A 13,057-nucleotide genomic window follows, 5' to 3' on the forward strand; every position below is an offset into this window, starting at 1 on the left:
CGGATGGAGTTCAACCACGCCGATCTTTTCGAGGGGCTCGCCGACGCCATCGGGGACCGCGTGGCGGTGGTCTGCGGCGACGACCGCCTGACCTACGCCGAGCTCGACGCCCGCGCCAACCGGCTCGCCCACCACCTGGCCGCGCACGGCGTCGGCCACGGCACCCACGTCGGCATGCAGCTCTACAACGGGGTGGAGTACGTCGCGGGCCTGCTGGCGACGCTGAAACTGCGGGCCGTGCCGGTCAACGTCAACTACCGGTACGTCGAGTCGGAGCTGCTCTATCTCTACCGGGACTCCGGCATCGGGGCCCTGCTGTTCGACGTGGAGTTCGACGACCGCGTCGCGGCCGTGGCCGCGCAGGTCCCCGGGCTGCGCCACCTCGTCGCCGTCGGCGGCCCCACGGCCGTGCCGGAGGCGGTGCCGTACGAGGAGGCGGTGGCGGGGCAGCCCGAGGGCAGGGGATTCCCGCCCCGGTCCGGCGACGACGTGTACGTCATCTACACCGGCGGCACGACCGGCATGCCCAAGGGCGTGATGTGGCGGTCGGAGGACCTGTTCTACGCCTTCGGCGGCGGCAACCCGTACGGCGAGCCGCTGAAGACGCCCGAGGCGGTGATCGAGCAGGCGCACGGCGCGGCGTCGCCGATCGTCATGATGACGGCGGCGCCGCTGATGCACGGCGCCGCGCAGGTGGGCACCTTCATCGCCTGGTGGATGGGCGGCACGATGGTGTACGTCCGCAGGTTCGACGCGGCCGCCGTGCTGCGCGCGATCGAGCGGGAGAAGGTCGTCAGCCTGAACATCACCGGCGACGCGATGGCCCGCCCGCTCGCCGACGAGATCGCCGCCGGCTCCTACGACCTGTCGTCGCTGTTCGCGCTCAGCTCGACCGGGGCGATCCTCAGCGGGGCCGTACGCGCCCGGCTGGAGGAGCTCCTGCCGGGCCGGATGATCCTCGACAACTTCGGCTCGACCGAGTCCGGATACACGGCGTCCGCCGTCGACGGGTCGTCGCCGGAGTCGGGCCTGCGCTACCGGCCCAACGCCAACGCCTCCGTCGCCGTGCTGGACGAGACGCTGACCCCGGTCGAGCCGGGCTCGGGGCGGATCGGCACCGTGGCCAGGGCCGGCAGGATCGCGTCCGGCTACCACAACGACCCGGACAAGACCGCCCGCACCTTCGTGACCGACGCCCACGGCGTCCGGTGGCTGCTCACCGGCGACCTCGCCACGGTCGAGGAGGACGGCACGATCCGCATACTCGGCCGCGGATCCCAGTGCATCAACACCGGAGGGGAGAAGGTCTTCCCCGAGGAGGTCGAGGCGGTGCTCAAGGGGCATCCCGCCGTGTTCGACGCCGTGGTCACCGGCATCCCCGACGAACGCTGGGGCTCGCGGGTCGCGGCCGTCGTCCAGCCGTACGACGGGACCTCGCCCACGGCGCAGCAGCTCGACGCCCACTGCCGCACCCGGCTGTCGGGCTACAAGGTGCCGCGGACCTACGCGTTCGTGGAGGAGATCCTCCGCTCCCCGGCGGGCAAGGCCGACTACCGGTGGGCCGGCCAGGTGGCCGCCGTCGCATCTCAGCCGGCCGCGGGTCAGCCGGAGTAGGCGGCGGCGAGGGCGTGGAAGACCTCCTTCGGTTCCCTGCCGCCCGCCTTCGGTTCCCTGCCGCCGTCCTTCAGCAGCCGGACCACCCCGTAGGAGGACATGTCGAGGTCGCTGCGCGGGTCCGGGTCGTACGTCGTGTTGTAGCCGGCGAAGGTGAACCAGAAGGCGCTGTCCACGCCCTCCTCCTCGAACACGGTGAGCAGTTCGCGCAGGTAGCGGACCTGCTCGCCCTCGTCGCGGCGGTAGTCGCCGTCCAGCCGGGGCGGATTCGCGGTGTAGTCCACGATGGCCCACGCCATGCCGCCGCGTGCGCCTGCCCCTGTGTAGGCGCACGTGCCGAACTCGGTGACCGCCACCGGCTTGCCGAACCGGAAGCGGGAGCGCAGCTCCTCGCGGTAGGTCGCGGCGTTGCGCTCGTCGCGGTAGGCGTCCACCGCGACGATGTCGAACGGGCTCCAGTCGACGTCCTCCCAGTCGCCCGAGGCGTACGTCACCCGTCCGCCGAAGAGCGTGCGGACGGCCTCGGCGGTCTCCGCCAGGAAAGGGTTCAGCCGCGCGGGGATCTCGGCGAACCGGGCGTACAGCTCGGGATCCCCCGTGCCGAGCGCGGCCATGCGGTGGAAGAAGGTCTCCCCGGGCAGGAAACCGGCGCAGAAGAAGCTCAGCTCGCACCCGGTCACGAGCACCACCTCCGCGCCGTCGCGCCGCACCTCCTCGGCCCGCTCGGCGCATTCCAGGAAGTACGGCGCGAGCTCCCGCGTCGTCATCTCGCAGGGGAAGGGCGCGAACCACACCTCCAGCCCCGCCTCGGCGGCGTGCCGCGCGGCGACGCTGAGCCGTTCGGGATGCCCGCCGGTGATACGGACCGCGGTGCAGTGCAGCTCATCGGCGATGACCCGCATCTCCGCGCGGACCGTCTCCGGGTCGAACGTCTCCCGGCTGATGTGCCCGCCCGGGAGGAAACCGGTGTCGTAGTTGATGCCCCTGCCCCTCATCGCGCGTCCCTCGTCTCGTTGTTGATCATCCACATGATCGGCCCGGAGCCGAACGCGCCCGCGACCACGAGCCCCACCGCGAGTGCGGCGATCAGCAGCACGTTGGACAGCCAGACCATGGTGGAAACCGGCAGCGTGAACGCGCCGATCAGCCGGGCCACGCAGTCGGCGAGCATCGCCGCGCCCCAGATGCCGGTGAAGCGGCGCTCGGCGCGGCGGAACCGGGTGGAGCTCGCGAGCCGTTCCCAGGCGGCCTCCCGCACCGGGTTCCCCCGGGTGATGAACGCGCGCATGCCCGGGGTCATCACCGGGCGCGCGGTGAACGCCGAGAGCATCATGAACAGGCTGATCACGCCGCTGAGGGCCGAGTCCTTGGCGATCATCATGCGGGCGTCGCCGGTGACGAAGCTCAGCGCGATCCCCGCCACGTTGACCACCAGCGTCAGCCCGGCCAGCCCGTTCAGCGTGCGGTCCCTGACGATCCCGGCGATCACCCGGACGGCCGGGATCACGCCGCTCACGGCCAGCGCGGTGACCTCGCTCGTGCCCAACGCGCCGTGCAGGAGGTAGTAGCACGCCATCGGCGCGGCGACGTCGACCGCCAGCGGCATCAGCAAGGTGCGGAGGGTGCCCCGCCGGGGCTGCGCGGCTCTCACCGGGGCGGTCAGGGTCTCGGTCATCGGCTCCTCCAGGGCGTCTCCGTGTGCGTCAAGCGTCTCGGAAACCGGAGGAGCCGGGCAGATTCAGCGATCCCGATTGCGGCAGTACAAATGTCCCGGGTAGCCGTCAGAGCTTCTTGGCACCCTCGGTCGCGAGCGCGGCCACGGCGCCGAGACCGAGGTAGACGACGCCGCTGCCCTTGTCGAGCCGCCGCCGGGCGCGCGCCGAGGAGCGCAGCCGCCCGGCCAGAACCGAGGCCAGCAGGGCGTACGTGCCGTCGCTGGCCATGCCGAGCGCGACCCACACGGCCCCGAGCACGAGCACCTGCGGCGCCACGGGACCGCGCGCCGGGTCGACGAACTGCGGCAGGAACGCGAGGTAGAACATGGCCGTCTTCGGGTTCAGCACGTTGACCACGAACCCCTCGCCGAACAGCCGTCGGGGCGAGGCCACCTTGACCTCGGCCTCCTCCGCCTCCGTCCGCCGCACGAGCTTGCGGACGCCCAGGTAGAGGAGGTAGGCCGCGCCCAGGTACTTCACGACGGCGAACGCCGTGGCCGAGGCGGCGAGCAGCGCGGTGATCCCGAACGCCGCGGCGGCGATGTGGACGAGCGAACCGGTGTGGACGCCGAGAACGGACACCAGCCCCGCCGCACGCCCCTGGGCCACGCTGCGGGTGACGATGTAGAGCACGGCGGGTCCCGGAACCAGGAGCAGCGCCAGCGTCGCGGTCGCGAACAGGGCGAGCGTGGGCAGAGTCGGCATGGCTCGGATGGTACGGACACCGCGCCGTTCGGGCACGTGGATTTTCACGCCCTAGAGCAGGGTCAGCACGCGGGGGCCGTCCTCCGTGATCGCGATGGTGTGCTCCATGTGGGCGGCCCGGCTGCCGTCCACGCTGTGCAGCGTCCAGCCGTCGGCCGCCGTGTGGTAACCGTCCCGGCCTCCGGCGATGAACATCGGCTCGATGGCCAGCGCGAGGCCGTGCCGCAGGGGATAGCCCCGGCCGGCCCGGCCGTGGTTCGGCACCGACGGGTCCTCGTGCATGCGGCGGCCGATGCCGTGGCCGCCGAAGTCCCTGGGCATGCCGTACCCGGCCTTCTGGGCGACCGCGCCGATCGCCGCCGAGATGTCCCCGATGCGGTTGCCCACGGTCGCGGCGGCGATGCCGGCCTCCAACGCCCGGCGCGTTGTGTCGACGAGCTCCAGGTCGCCGGGCCGAGGCGTGCCCACGATGAACGTGACGGCGGCGTCGGCCGCCCAGCCGTCCAGTACCGCGCCGCAGTCGACGCCGACCACGTCGCCGTCCCGCAGCCGGTAATCGGTCGGGATGCCGTGCACGATGGCGTCGTTGACGGACACGCAGATCACGGCGGGGAAAGGGGTCGGCGCGAAGTGCGGCCGGTAGCCGAGGAACGGGGAGCTCGCCCCGGCCTCGCGCAGCACCGCCCGCGCCGCCTCGTCCAGGTTGGTGAGTCGCACTCCCACGGCCGCGGCCCGCCGTACGGCGTCGAGCGCGCGGGCCACGACGCGTCCCGCCTCTCGCATCGCGTCCAGCGCGGCGTCGGTCTTGATCTCCACCATGACATGCCCTCCCGGGGTGGCACCAATAACTATACCGGTATTAGTATCACGGTCATGGTTAGAGTGCCCCTGACCCCCGAGGAGCGGCAGCGGGGGGAGCGGTTCGGCGTCCTGCTCCGGCAGGCGCGCGGCGAGCGCAGCATGGTCGAGGTCGCCGCGGCGGCCGGGCTGTCGGCCGAGACGCTGCGCAAGATCGAGACCGGCCGCGCGCCGACCCCGGCCTTCTTCACCGTCGCCGCGCTCGCCGCCGCGCTGGGCCTGTCATTGGACGAACTGGCCGCGGCCTGTGCCGAAGGTCCTCAGGCCGCCGAGTTCCGCCAAGCCGGCTGACGGCTCGCCGGCGTCGCCCGGCAAGGGTGCACGGTGCGGCCCCTACGGCGGGCCGGGTGCCAGGCCCTTGCCGAGCGCGCGGCGCCGTACCGCGACGAGCATGAGCCTCCTGATCAGGCCGCTGCCCGGCCGGATCACTCGCCAGTATCGGCGCATGGCCCGGTGCGCGGCCGGGCTCGTCGTGACCACCCTCGTCTCGGTCACCAGCAGCGTTCGCCCGCCACCCAGGGTGTGCAGGGTGAAGGAGAACGTGCCCTTCGCGTAGCCCGGTCGCGCGAAGGCCGTGAAGTCGGCCGGCCCGGCGAGGCGGGGCTCGTTCACCCTTGCGGGTGGTCGCCACCACCGGCCGGCCAGGCCGACCGTGACCTCGTGTCCAGGCCTCTCCCGCAGGGGGACGAAGCCGCGCGTGAACCGCAGCGACGCCAGCGCGGCCCACACGCGGTCGGCGCTCGCCTCGATGGCGACGGCGTGCCGTTCGGCGAACTCGGGGTCGGGCAGGATCGGCGGTGCCCCCGAGACCTCCCGGTCCAGGTTGTCGAGCAGGGCCTCCACCACCGCGTTGTGCTTGCGCCGGATGGCGAGCGGCCACAGCAGGCGCATCGCCCCCAGCGTGCGTCCTGTGATCTCGTGCCGGACCAGCGTGCCGCCCTCGGCCGGAGCAAGGGTGAATCCGTGGCCCCCGCTGAAGGCGTCCGGGGTGTCGAACCAGAGCCGGCTGCCGGGCTCGACAACCCCGACCCGGTATCTCATCGGGCCGTGCCGTACGGGTGCGCCCTCGGCGAGGCCCTCCGGCAGTGCGAACGTGCCGGGGAGCGGCCAGAGGCGGTCGCGCTCGGATCCGAGTGTGCCGAGCACGCTCCATACCTGGTCCGGAGTTGCGGAGACGACTCGTTCGTGCACGTTGTGCACCATCGCTGACCTCCATACGGTTGCGTATGGTCTCGACTATACGCTGGCGTATGGAAGACTGGCGGGATGGGGAGGGTGAGCGCGCAGGACTGGGCGAGGGCGGCGCTCGACGCCCTCGCCGAAGACGGCTTCGCCGCCGTGGCCGTGGAGCCCGTGGCGGCCCGGCTCGGGGTGACGAAGGGCAGCTTCTACTGGCACTTCGCCAATCGTCGGAAACTCATCGAGGCCGCGCTCGCGCTGTGGGAGGCGGACTCCGAGCAGATCATCGCGAATCTGTGGGAGATCACCGACCCGGCCCGGCGGATGCGCACCCTCCTCGGGGCCGCCTTCGGTGACACACGTGACGCCGCGATCGCCTTCCGCCTGATCGGCGCGGCCGACGACCCCGCTGTCGCCGAGGTCGCGCGCCGCGTCACCGCGCGCCGCCTGGACGTCATGCGGCAGACGCTCGAGGAGCTGGGCCAGCCCCCCGACCTCGCCCGGCGGCGCGTCCTCGCGGGGTACGGCGTCTACGTCGGCGTCGCCGCGCTCCGCCGGATCGGCATGCTCGACGACCCCGCCGAGTTCGTCGAGACGGCCGTCGCCGAGATGGGTCTCGACCTCCCGCCGTGATCCCCCGGCCCCGCTCGGAAGGAGCCGGTCCGCCGCCTCACGCGGCATCGTCGTCGACGGCCGCGAGTCCGGCGGGCCGGGATGCCGGCCGCTGAATCTTTCACCGGTCGTCGCCGGCTGGGCGGTCCGTGTCCGGCGGCGTTTCCCTCAGGTAGACGGCGGGCGGCCGGTCGCGCGCCCGCGGTCTCGGGCCGCCGCCGCAGGGGCGGTTCCTGTACAGGCCGCGAGGCAGACCGGACGCTGGGAGCATCGCCGGCGAGTGGTGGCAGCCGGCCCGAGGCGGTTGGTCAGCTCACCATGGAGGTGCCGATGCGATTCCCCCACGGCCGGTTACGTCGCTCGGCCGTCCTCGCGGTCGTCGTGGCCACCGCGTCCGCGGTGACCGGGCTCGTCCCGGGCACGGCCGACGCCGCGCCGCGCGGATCGGCCGGCGAGGTACGCCTGCTGCCGAGCCCGGTTCCCACTCCCACGCCGAGTGTGAGCGCCACGCCGAGCGTCATCGTCACGCCCGCCCAGGTGGTCGTGCCCGAAGGAGGCTCGGCGCTCATCTACGTACGGCTCAGCCAGAGGCCGTCGTACGGCTGGGTGACCGTCGACAGCCAGCGGCTGTCCGGCGACTCGGACCTGCTGATCGGCCCCCGGCTGCTCTTCCCCGCGGACCGGTACAGCGAGTGGCAGTCCCTCCTCGTCTTCGCCGAGGAGGACGACGATGCGACGGACGGCACCGCCACGTTCGAGTCCCGGATCAGTCAGCTGCCGGGCAGCGGTGTCGCCGAGTGGAGCGCCGTGGAGCTGGACAACGACGCGCCCACGCCGAGTCCCAGCTGAGCCTCGTCAGAAGTAGCGCGAGCCGAGGTCGCCGGCGGGCCAGGAGCGCACCTTCCCGATCTGGGTGTTGAACAGGTCGGCGAGCACGTCGAAGTCGGGCGAGCCGCTCTCCTCCCGCCGGTTGAACAGCGCGGCGTAGGTGACGCCGTTCTGCAGGCGCGCGATGTAGGTGTAGGTGCCGGGCTGTGAGCCGTCGTGCCAGGTGTTGACGTGTCCCGTCACCTGGCGCACCCACAGGCCGGCGCCATACCAGGAGCCGTACTGGTTCGCGCCGATCTCGGGCTTGGCGAGCATCCTGGCGATGGAGGTCGAGTTGAGCACCGTGTTCGGCGCGTCGAGCACCTTCGCCAGGCGCACCAGGTCGGCCGCGGAGGCGATCCAGCCGCCGTTGGGGCCCTGGCAGGCCATGCTGAACCCCCCGCCGTACGGCGCGGGCAGGACCTGGCCGGACTGGTCCAGGATGGTCTGACCCGTGTAGCGCGACTCGTAGATCACCTCACCGGAGGCGGCCTGCGTCCGGAGCGTACGGCCCAGCCGCGGACGCGTGATGCCGAGAGGCGCCAGGACCTTCTGCCTGACGTAGGCCTCGTAGCCCATCCCGGAGACCTTCTCGATGATCCGGCCCAGCAGCAGATAGCCGTAGTTGCTGTAGGCGAACTTCGTGCCGGGGGCGAAGTCGAGCGGCCGGGCGCTCGCGTACGTGACGATGTGGTCCTGGGTGATCGGCAGCGGCACGCCGAGCGCCTTGGCGATGGTGAGGTCCATGTGCAGGTAGTCGCCGGAGACGTCCCGGTCCCAGCCCCCGGTGTGCTGCAACAGCCGCCACACCGTCACGTTCGCCAGCCGGGAGTCGGCCGAGGTGGACAGGCCGAGGAGCTTCGCGGCCGAGGCGGTCAGGCTGAGCTTGCCCTCCTGGGCGAGCCGCATGATCGCGATGGCGGTGATGTGCTTGCTCAGGCTCGCGATGCGGAACAGCGACGTGGGCGACACGGCGGGAACGGCATGGCTGCCGTCGGAGTATCGGTAGCCCCTGGCGAGCACCAGCCTGCCGCCCTTGGAGACGGCGAGCTGGCCGCAGGTGATCCCTCGCTCCTTGATGTAGGTCTTCATCAGCGTGTCGAACCCGGCGAGCGAGGCCGGCGCCACCCCGGTGGCCTCCACGACGGGCGCGGGGAGCATCCTCGAACCGAACGTGAGGGCGGGCACCGCGATGGCGCCCATTTGGAGGAAGTTCCTCCTGCTCAGACCTCCCTGATCCTCAGATGTGGACGCGAACAGCGACATTTTCTGCATGTCCAATTTCTAGTGGATCAACGTCGTCGCCGCAGACATATCACGCATCTGTTTGGGGCAGGAGGGCCGCGACCAGGGCGGCGACGGCGGGCGGGTCGGGAGGCTCGCCGTACGTCGCGGCGTAGACCCGGCGGTCTGACCCCGGCAGCTCGGACACCCGCACGTCCGGGTGGCGGTGGGCCGACAGCGCCAGCCGGGGGAGGAGCGCCACGCCCAGCCCGGCCGCGACCATGGCCTGCACGGCCACGTAGTCGTCCGTGGTGAACGAGACGCGCGGCTCGAAGCCCGCCTCGGCGCACAGCGCGAGCAGGTGCGCGCGGCACCGCTCGCACCCCGCGATCCACGGCCCGTCCGCGCACGCCGCCAGAGTTCCCGCGCCGCCGTACGCCGCGGGGGTGACGAGGAGACTCGGGTCGTCGAGCAGGTGGACGAGGCGGACGCCGTCGTCCTCGGGAGCGGTCTCGCCATAGCGGAAGACCACGGCGACGTCCACCCGGCCGGCCCGCAGCAGGCGCAGCGCCTCGGGCGGCTCGGCCTCCATCAGCCGCAGGTCCAGCCCCGGATGGTCCTGCGCGAGCCGCGCGGCGGCGGCCGGGACGAACGTGCCGAGAGCCGAGGGGAACGCGGCCAGCCGTACGCGTCCGGCCCGCAGCCCGAGGTGCGCGGCGAGCTCCGCGGACGCCGCGTCGAGGCGGCCGAGGATCTCCGCGCCCCGTTCGGCGAGCAGGCGGCCCGCCTCGGTGAGGCGGATGCCGCGCCCCACGCGCCGCACCAGCTTCGCGCCCGTCTCCGCCTCCAGCCGGGCGAGGTGGTGGCTCACCGAGGGCTGCGAGTAGTGCAGCTCCCGCGCCGCGGCGGTCACCGTGCCGGTCCTGGCCACGGCCACGAGCACCCGCAGTCGTACGACGTCGAGCGGCATTCATCAATCCCGTCTATGGTTTCGCCTCGGAACTTCAGTTGGACCTATTGTCCCGTCGGCGGCCAGGCTGGGAGCCATGACCGACATCCGCGACATCCTGGACGCCCGGCGGCTCATCGCCCCGCACCTGCCCGAGACTCCCATGTGGTCCTATCCCGTGCTCGACGCGGCGGTCGGCGCCGAGGTCCATGTGAAGCACGAGAACGTCCAGCCCACGGGGGCCTTCAAGGTGCGCGGCGGCATCACGCTGCTGGCCCGCATGGCCGATCGCCGTCGCGGGGTCGTCACGTACTCGACCGGCAACCACGCCCAGTCCGTCGCGTACGCCTCCCGCCTGTACGGCGTGCCGTGCGCCGTCCTGATGCCGGAGAACCCGAACCCCGCCAAGGTCGCCGCGGTCGAGGCTCTCGGGGCGACCGTCGAGGTCCGGGGCGCGACGATGGTGGAGGCCGCCGAGCACGCGCGCGACCTCGCCGAACGCGCGGGACGCAGGCTGATCAGCCCGGCCGACGAGCCGGACATCCTGGCCGGGGTGGGCACGCTCTACGTCGAGATGTTCACCGCCCGGCCGGACCTGGAGGCGGTGTTCGTGCCGGTGGGCAGCGGCAGCGGGGCCGCCGCCGCGTGCCTCGCCGCCGCCGCGCTCGCGCCGGGCTGCCGGGTGATCGCCGTCCAGTCGGCCCAGGCTCCGGCCGCGCACGACTCCTGGCGGTTGCGGGAACCGGTGACCAGGCCCATAAAGACCGTCGTGGAAGGGCTCGCCACCGGTTCCGCGTTCGCGCTCCCGCAGGCCGTGATGCGGGATGGTCTGGCCGACTTCGTGCTGGTGGACGACGACGACATCCTGCGGGCCCAGCGGCTGCTGCTCACCGAGGCCCACACCCTGGCCGAGGGGGCGGGGGCCGCCGCGCTCGCCGGACTCCTGGCCCGGCGCGAGGAGTTCGCCGGGCGCAAGGTCGCCGTTGTGTGCACGGGCGGCAACGCCGGCCCGGCCGAACTCGCCCGTCTCCTGGTGTCAGCCGAGTAGACGACCGACCGGTCGTTCGTATAGTTTGCCCGGGTGACACAAGACGGCCGGCGGCTGCGCGGGTTGCGCAGCCGCGAGACGATCCTCCGGCAGGCGGTGGAGCTGTCCTCCGTCGAAGGGCTCGACGGGCTCTCCCTGGGGCGGCTGGCGACGGCGACCGGCGTCAGCAAGTCCGGGCTCTTCGCGCACTGGCGTGACAAGGAGCAACTGCAGCTCGACGCCGTGGAGTGGGCCGTCCGGCAGTGGACCGAGCAGGTGGTGGGGCCCGCTCTGCGCGCCCCCGCGGGCGTACGGCGCCTGTTCGCGCTGCACGAGGCGCGGCTGGCTTTCTACGGCGATGGCGTGCTGCCCGGCGGGTGTTTCTTCTTCGCCGTGCAGGCCGAGTTCGACGACCGTCCCGGAGCCGTCCGCGACCGGCTCTCGCGCGCCATGCGCGAGTGGCAGGGGCTCATCCGCCGGCTGGTCGCGGAGGCCGTGACGCTGGGCGAACTGACCGGCGGCGCCGATCCGGCCCAGCTGGCCTACGAGATCGACGCGCTCGGCGAGATGGTGATCATCCATTCCCGGTTGCACGACGGGGCGCAGGCCCTCGTCCATGCCCGCCGCGGCGTGCTGCAGCGCCTGCGCGCGCTCTGCCCCGACCCCGCACTTCTCCCGGAGGACTGACATGACCGCAGGTGGCGTCCACGAGACCGTCCAGGTGTATTTCGACGACCTCGACGCGATGGGGCTGCTGCACAACTCGCGCTACGCCGTGCTGGTCGAGCGGGCGATCGGCGCCTACTGGCACCGGCTCGGCTGGGCGGCCGACCCCGCCCGGTCGGCCTTCAGGGACGTGCTGATGGCCGTACGCGAGTTCAAGGTGACCTACCACGTGCCCATCGCGGAGCCGGGCGAGCAGCTGGTGCACTTCTGGCTGGAGCGGATGGGACGCACCAGCGGGGTGTACGGCTTTCGCGTGCTGTCCGCGGACCGCGCCCCGGACCAGGCCACCGTGCACGCCGAGGGCTACCGCGTCAACGTCAACCTGGATCCGGCCACTTTCCGGCCGACGCCGTTCAGCGACGAGATCCGCGAGGCCGCCGCGCCTCTGCTGCGCACGGCGCTCGCGGTGCTGCCGGAGGCGGCGCCGTGCTGAGGTCGCGCTGGATCGCCGGGCCCGCGGCGGAGCGGCCGGGACCGCTGGTGGCCGCGCTGACGGACTTCCGGACGGACCGGATGCTCGACCTGCCCGGCATCGCGCGGCGCGGCCTGTCGCTGAGTCGCCTGTGGCCGTCGCTGCCCGGCGCGGTCGGCATGTGGTTGTGGGCGGACATCCCCGGCCGCCGGGTCGGTTCGCTGTCGGTGTGGCGCAGTGAGAGCGATCTGCGGGAGTTCGTGCGGTTGCGCGCGCATGTCGAGATCATGCGCGCGTACCGGCATCGGGGCACGCTGCGTTCCCGCACGTGGCAGGTCGGCGCAGTGGACAAGGCGGTCCTGTGGCACGCGATGACCGCCTCCTCGGGCTGAGCGAGGAAACAGGGCTCAGGGGCCGATGTCGTGCCGGGCGGACTCCTCGACCTCGTGCAGGCTCTGCCGGGTCAGTTCGAGCTCCGAGGTCAGCTCGTCGAGCGCCTGGGCGCCGCCGCCCGCGCCGTCGGAGGCCGCCGTCATGGCGGAGATCTCGACGGCCCGTGCGACCAGGCCCTCCAGGCTGATGGCGCCCGACTGCAGCCGGGCCAGCACCCGCTCCCGCGCGCCCGACAACCTGTCGTACACCTCGCGCTGCGCGTCCAGGGCGGCGATCGACCGGTCGAGCTCGCCCGCGACCTCCTGCCGGGCCGTCCGCCGCGCCTGCGTGAGCCGTTCGCGCTCCTGCTCCAGGAACCGGGGGTCGAAGCGGGCCAGCGCCGAGCCGGTGACGGAGGCGTGCCCGGCCAGCCGGCGCAGCGTGCCGATGGTGTCGTCCACCTGCGGGCGCATCGCCGCGATCCGGTCGAGCAGGAGCTGCCCGCGCATCGAGGCGGTCAGGTCGGCGAACGACGCGGCGGCCCGCTCCGCCCGCCGCAGCCACGCCTCCTCGGCGCTCCCCTTCGCGACCGGCGGTGCCTGCGGTTCCGTACGGCTCTCGCCTCCGGTGGACTGCCACGCGGAGGCGAACGCCTTGATGAGCCAGGCCGCGACCCCGGCGACGGGCACCCCCACAACAGGGACGCCGACCGCCCAGGCCGCGCCCGCGGCGGTGGCGCCCAGGAGCAGCGCCCAGGGGTCGCGGAGTTCCTCGGTGAAGCGGGACAAGGGGGCTCC

At 72.7% G+C, this 13,057-nt stretch carries 16 protein-coding genes; 8 read left to right on the plus strand and 8 right to left on the minus strand.

The genetic code is table 11. From position 1 onward, the window contains the following. Window positions 1-3 precede the first annotated feature (3 nt). Window positions 4-1,614: an acyl-CoA synthetase gene (locus HHX35_RS11840; RefSeq protein ID WP_182898853.1), complete on the plus strand. Its 1,611-nt coding sequence runs from the start codon at window positions 4-6 to the stop codon at window positions 1,612-1,614. Here HHX35_RS11840 and HHX35_RS11845 read toward each other — a convergent pair. From HHX35_RS11845 to map, 4 genes are all read right to left on the minus strand, one after another. Next, window positions 1,602-2,609 (minus strand): hypothetical protein, encoded by a 1,008-nt coding sequence (locus HHX35_RS11845; protein WP_182898854.1) that lies wholly within the window; start codon window positions 2,607-2,609, stop codon window positions 1,602-1,604. The two genes, HHX35_RS11840 and HHX35_RS11845, sit on opposite strands and share 13 nt — an antisense overlap. Next, on the minus strand, window positions 2,606-3,289 hold the full coding sequence (locus HHX35_RS11850) for a VC0807 family protein (RefSeq protein ID WP_220505266.1): 684 nt from the start codon (window positions 3,287-3,289) through the stop codon (window positions 2,606-2,608). Before HHX35_RS11850 ends, HHX35_RS11845 begins: the two co-directional genes overlap by 4 nt. Window positions 3,290-3,395: 106 nt before the next feature. Then, window positions 3,396-4,034: a LysE family translocator gene (locus HHX35_RS11855; RefSeq protein ID WP_182898855.1), complete on the minus strand. Its 639-nt coding sequence runs from the start codon at window positions 4,032-4,034 to the stop codon at window positions 3,396-3,398. Between the two features lie 51 nt (window positions 4,035-4,085). Continuing rightward, window positions 4,086-4,853: a type I methionyl aminopeptidase gene (gene map, locus HHX35_RS11860; protein WP_182898856.1), complete on the minus strand. Its 768-nt coding sequence runs from the start codon at window positions 4,851-4,853 to the stop codon at window positions 4,086-4,088. A 54-nt stretch (window positions 4,854-4,907) separates the two neighbouring features. Between map and HHX35_RS11865 the strand changes: the two genes are divergently transcribed. Further along, a complete protein-coding gene (locus HHX35_RS11865; protein ID WP_142562592.1) occupies window positions 4,908-5,183 on the plus strand; it encodes a helix-turn-helix transcriptional regulator in 276 nt (91 codons plus the stop codon). A gap of 42 nt (window positions 5,184-5,225) precedes the next feature. On the opposite strand, the gene HHX35_RS11870 is transcribed toward HHX35_RS11865, so the two are convergent. Beyond that, window positions 5,226-6,095, minus strand: coding sequence for a hypothetical protein (locus HHX35_RS11870; protein ID WP_182898857.1), 870 nt, complete (start codon window positions 6,093-6,095; stop codon window positions 5,226-5,228). A gap of 63 nt (window positions 6,096-6,158) precedes the next feature. Between HHX35_RS11870 and HHX35_RS11875 the strand changes: the two genes are divergently transcribed. Beyond that, window positions 6,159-6,704, plus strand: coding sequence for a TetR/AcrR family transcriptional regulator (locus HHX35_RS11875; RefSeq protein ID WP_182898858.1), 546 nt, complete (start codon window positions 6,159-6,161; stop codon window positions 6,702-6,704). 309 nt (window positions 6,705-7,013) lie between these two features. Next, window positions 7,014-7,532: a hypothetical protein gene (locus HHX35_RS11880; RefSeq protein WP_182898859.1), complete on the plus strand. Its 519-nt coding sequence runs from the start codon at window positions 7,014-7,016 to the stop codon at window positions 7,530-7,532. A 6-nt stretch (window positions 7,533-7,538) separates the two neighbouring features. Here HHX35_RS11880 and HHX35_RS11885 read toward each other — a convergent pair whose 3' ends face one another. Both HHX35_RS11885 and HHX35_RS11890 read right to left on the minus strand, forming a co-directional pair. Then, entirely contained in the window at window positions 7,539-8,753 is a 1,215-nt protein-coding gene (locus HHX35_RS11885) for a serine hydrolase (protein ID WP_259404963.1), read from the minus strand. A gap of 112 nt (window positions 8,754-8,865) precedes the next feature. Then, the gene (locus HHX35_RS11890) at window positions 8,866-9,744 is read right to left on the minus strand and encodes a LysR family transcriptional regulator (RefSeq protein WP_182898860.1); all 879 of its coding nucleotides are present in this window, start codon (window positions 9,742-9,744) and stop codon (window positions 8,866-8,868) included. 76 nt (window positions 9,745-9,820) lie between these two features. On the opposite strand from HHX35_RS11890, the gene HHX35_RS11895 reads away from it, so the two are divergent. The 4 genes from HHX35_RS11895 to HHX35_RS11910 are packed head-to-tail and all read left to right on the plus strand — an operon-like array spanning window position 9,821 to window position 12,280. Next, window positions 9,821-10,771 (plus strand): threonine/serine dehydratase, encoded by a 951-nt coding sequence (locus tag HHX35_RS11895; RefSeq protein WP_182898861.1) that lies wholly within the window; start codon window positions 9,821-9,823, stop codon window positions 10,769-10,771. Window positions 10,772-10,804: 33 nt separating this feature from the next. After that, on the plus strand, window positions 10,805-11,437 hold the full coding sequence (locus tag HHX35_RS11900; protein WP_182898862.1) for a TetR/AcrR family transcriptional regulator: 633 nt from the start codon (window positions 10,805-10,807) through the stop codon (window positions 11,435-11,437). Between the two features lies 1 nt (window position 11,438). Then, complete coding sequence (locus HHX35_RS11905; protein WP_182898863.1) at window positions 11,439-11,909, plus strand: thioesterase family protein; 471 nt, start codon at window positions 11,439-11,441, stop codon at window positions 11,907-11,909. After that, window positions 11,903-12,280 (plus strand): hypothetical protein, encoded by a 378-nt coding sequence (locus tag HHX35_RS11910; RefSeq protein WP_182898864.1) that lies wholly within the window; start codon window positions 11,903-11,905, stop codon window positions 12,278-12,280. Before HHX35_RS11905 ends, HHX35_RS11910 begins: the two co-directional genes overlap by 7 nt. Window positions 12,281-12,295: 15 nt before the next feature. Here HHX35_RS11910 and HHX35_RS11915 read toward each other — a convergent pair whose 3' ends face one another. Continuing rightward, complete coding sequence (locus HHX35_RS11915; RefSeq protein ID WP_182898865.1) at window positions 12,296-13,048, minus strand: hypothetical protein; 753 nt, start codon at window positions 13,046-13,048, stop codon at window positions 12,296-12,298. Window positions 13,049-13,057: the final 9 nt, after the last annotated feature.

The sequence above is a fragment of the Microbispora sp. H10830 genome (assembly GCF_014161375.1).
Classification (GTDB): domain Bacteria; phylum Actinomycetota; class Actinomycetes; order Streptosporangiales; family Streptosporangiaceae; genus Microbispora; species Microbispora catharanthi.

Coding starts and splice junctions, on each gene's coding strand:
- HHX35_RS11865 (WP_142562592.1), top strand. CDS start 4,908: ATGGTTAGAGTGCCCCTGACCCCCGAGGAGCGGCAGCGGGGGGAGCGG.
- HHX35_RS11855 (WP_182898855.1), bottom strand. CDS start 4,034: ATGCCGACTCTGCCCACGCTCGCCCTGTTCGCGACCGCGACGCTGGCG.
- HHX35_RS11850 (WP_220505266.1), bottom strand. CDS start 3,289: ATGACCGAGACCCTGACCGCCCCGGTGAGAGCCGCGCAGCCCCGGCGG.
- HHX35_RS11885 (WP_259404963.1), bottom strand. CDS start 8,753: ATGGGCGCCATCGCGGTGCCCGCCCTCACGTTCGGTTCGAGGATGCTC.
- HHX35_RS11905 (WP_182898863.1), top strand. CDS start 11,439: ATGACCGCAGGTGGCGTCCACGAGACCGTCCAGGTGTATTTCGACGAC.
- HHX35_RS11895 (WP_182898861.1), top strand. CDS start 9,821: ATGACCGACATCCGCGACATCCTGGACGCCCGGCGGCTCATCGCCCCG.
- HHX35_RS11880 (WP_182898859.1), top strand. CDS start 7,014: ATGCGATTCCCCCACGGCCGGTTACGTCGCTCGGCCGTCCTCGCGGTC.
- HHX35_RS11845 (WP_182898854.1), bottom strand. CDS start 2,609: ATGAGGGGCAGGGGCATCAACTACGACACCGGTTTCCTCCCGGGCGGG.
- HHX35_RS11870 (WP_182898857.1), bottom strand. CDS start 6,095: ATGGTGCACAACGTGCACGAACGAGTCGTCTCCGCAACTCCGGACCAG.
- HHX35_RS11840 (WP_182898853.1), top strand. CDS start 4: ATGGAGTTCAACCACGCCGATCTTTTCGAGGGGCTCGCCGACGCCATC.
- HHX35_RS11890 (WP_182898860.1), bottom strand. CDS start 9,744: ATGCCGCTCGACGTCGTACGACTGCGGGTGCTCGTGGCCGTGGCCAGG.
- map (WP_182898856.1), bottom strand. CDS start 4,853: ATGGTGGAGATCAAGACCGACGCCGCGCTGGACGCGATGCGAGAGGCG.
- HHX35_RS11875 (WP_182898858.1), top strand. CDS start 6,159: ATGGGGAGGGTGAGCGCGCAGGACTGGGCGAGGGCGGCGCTCGACGCC.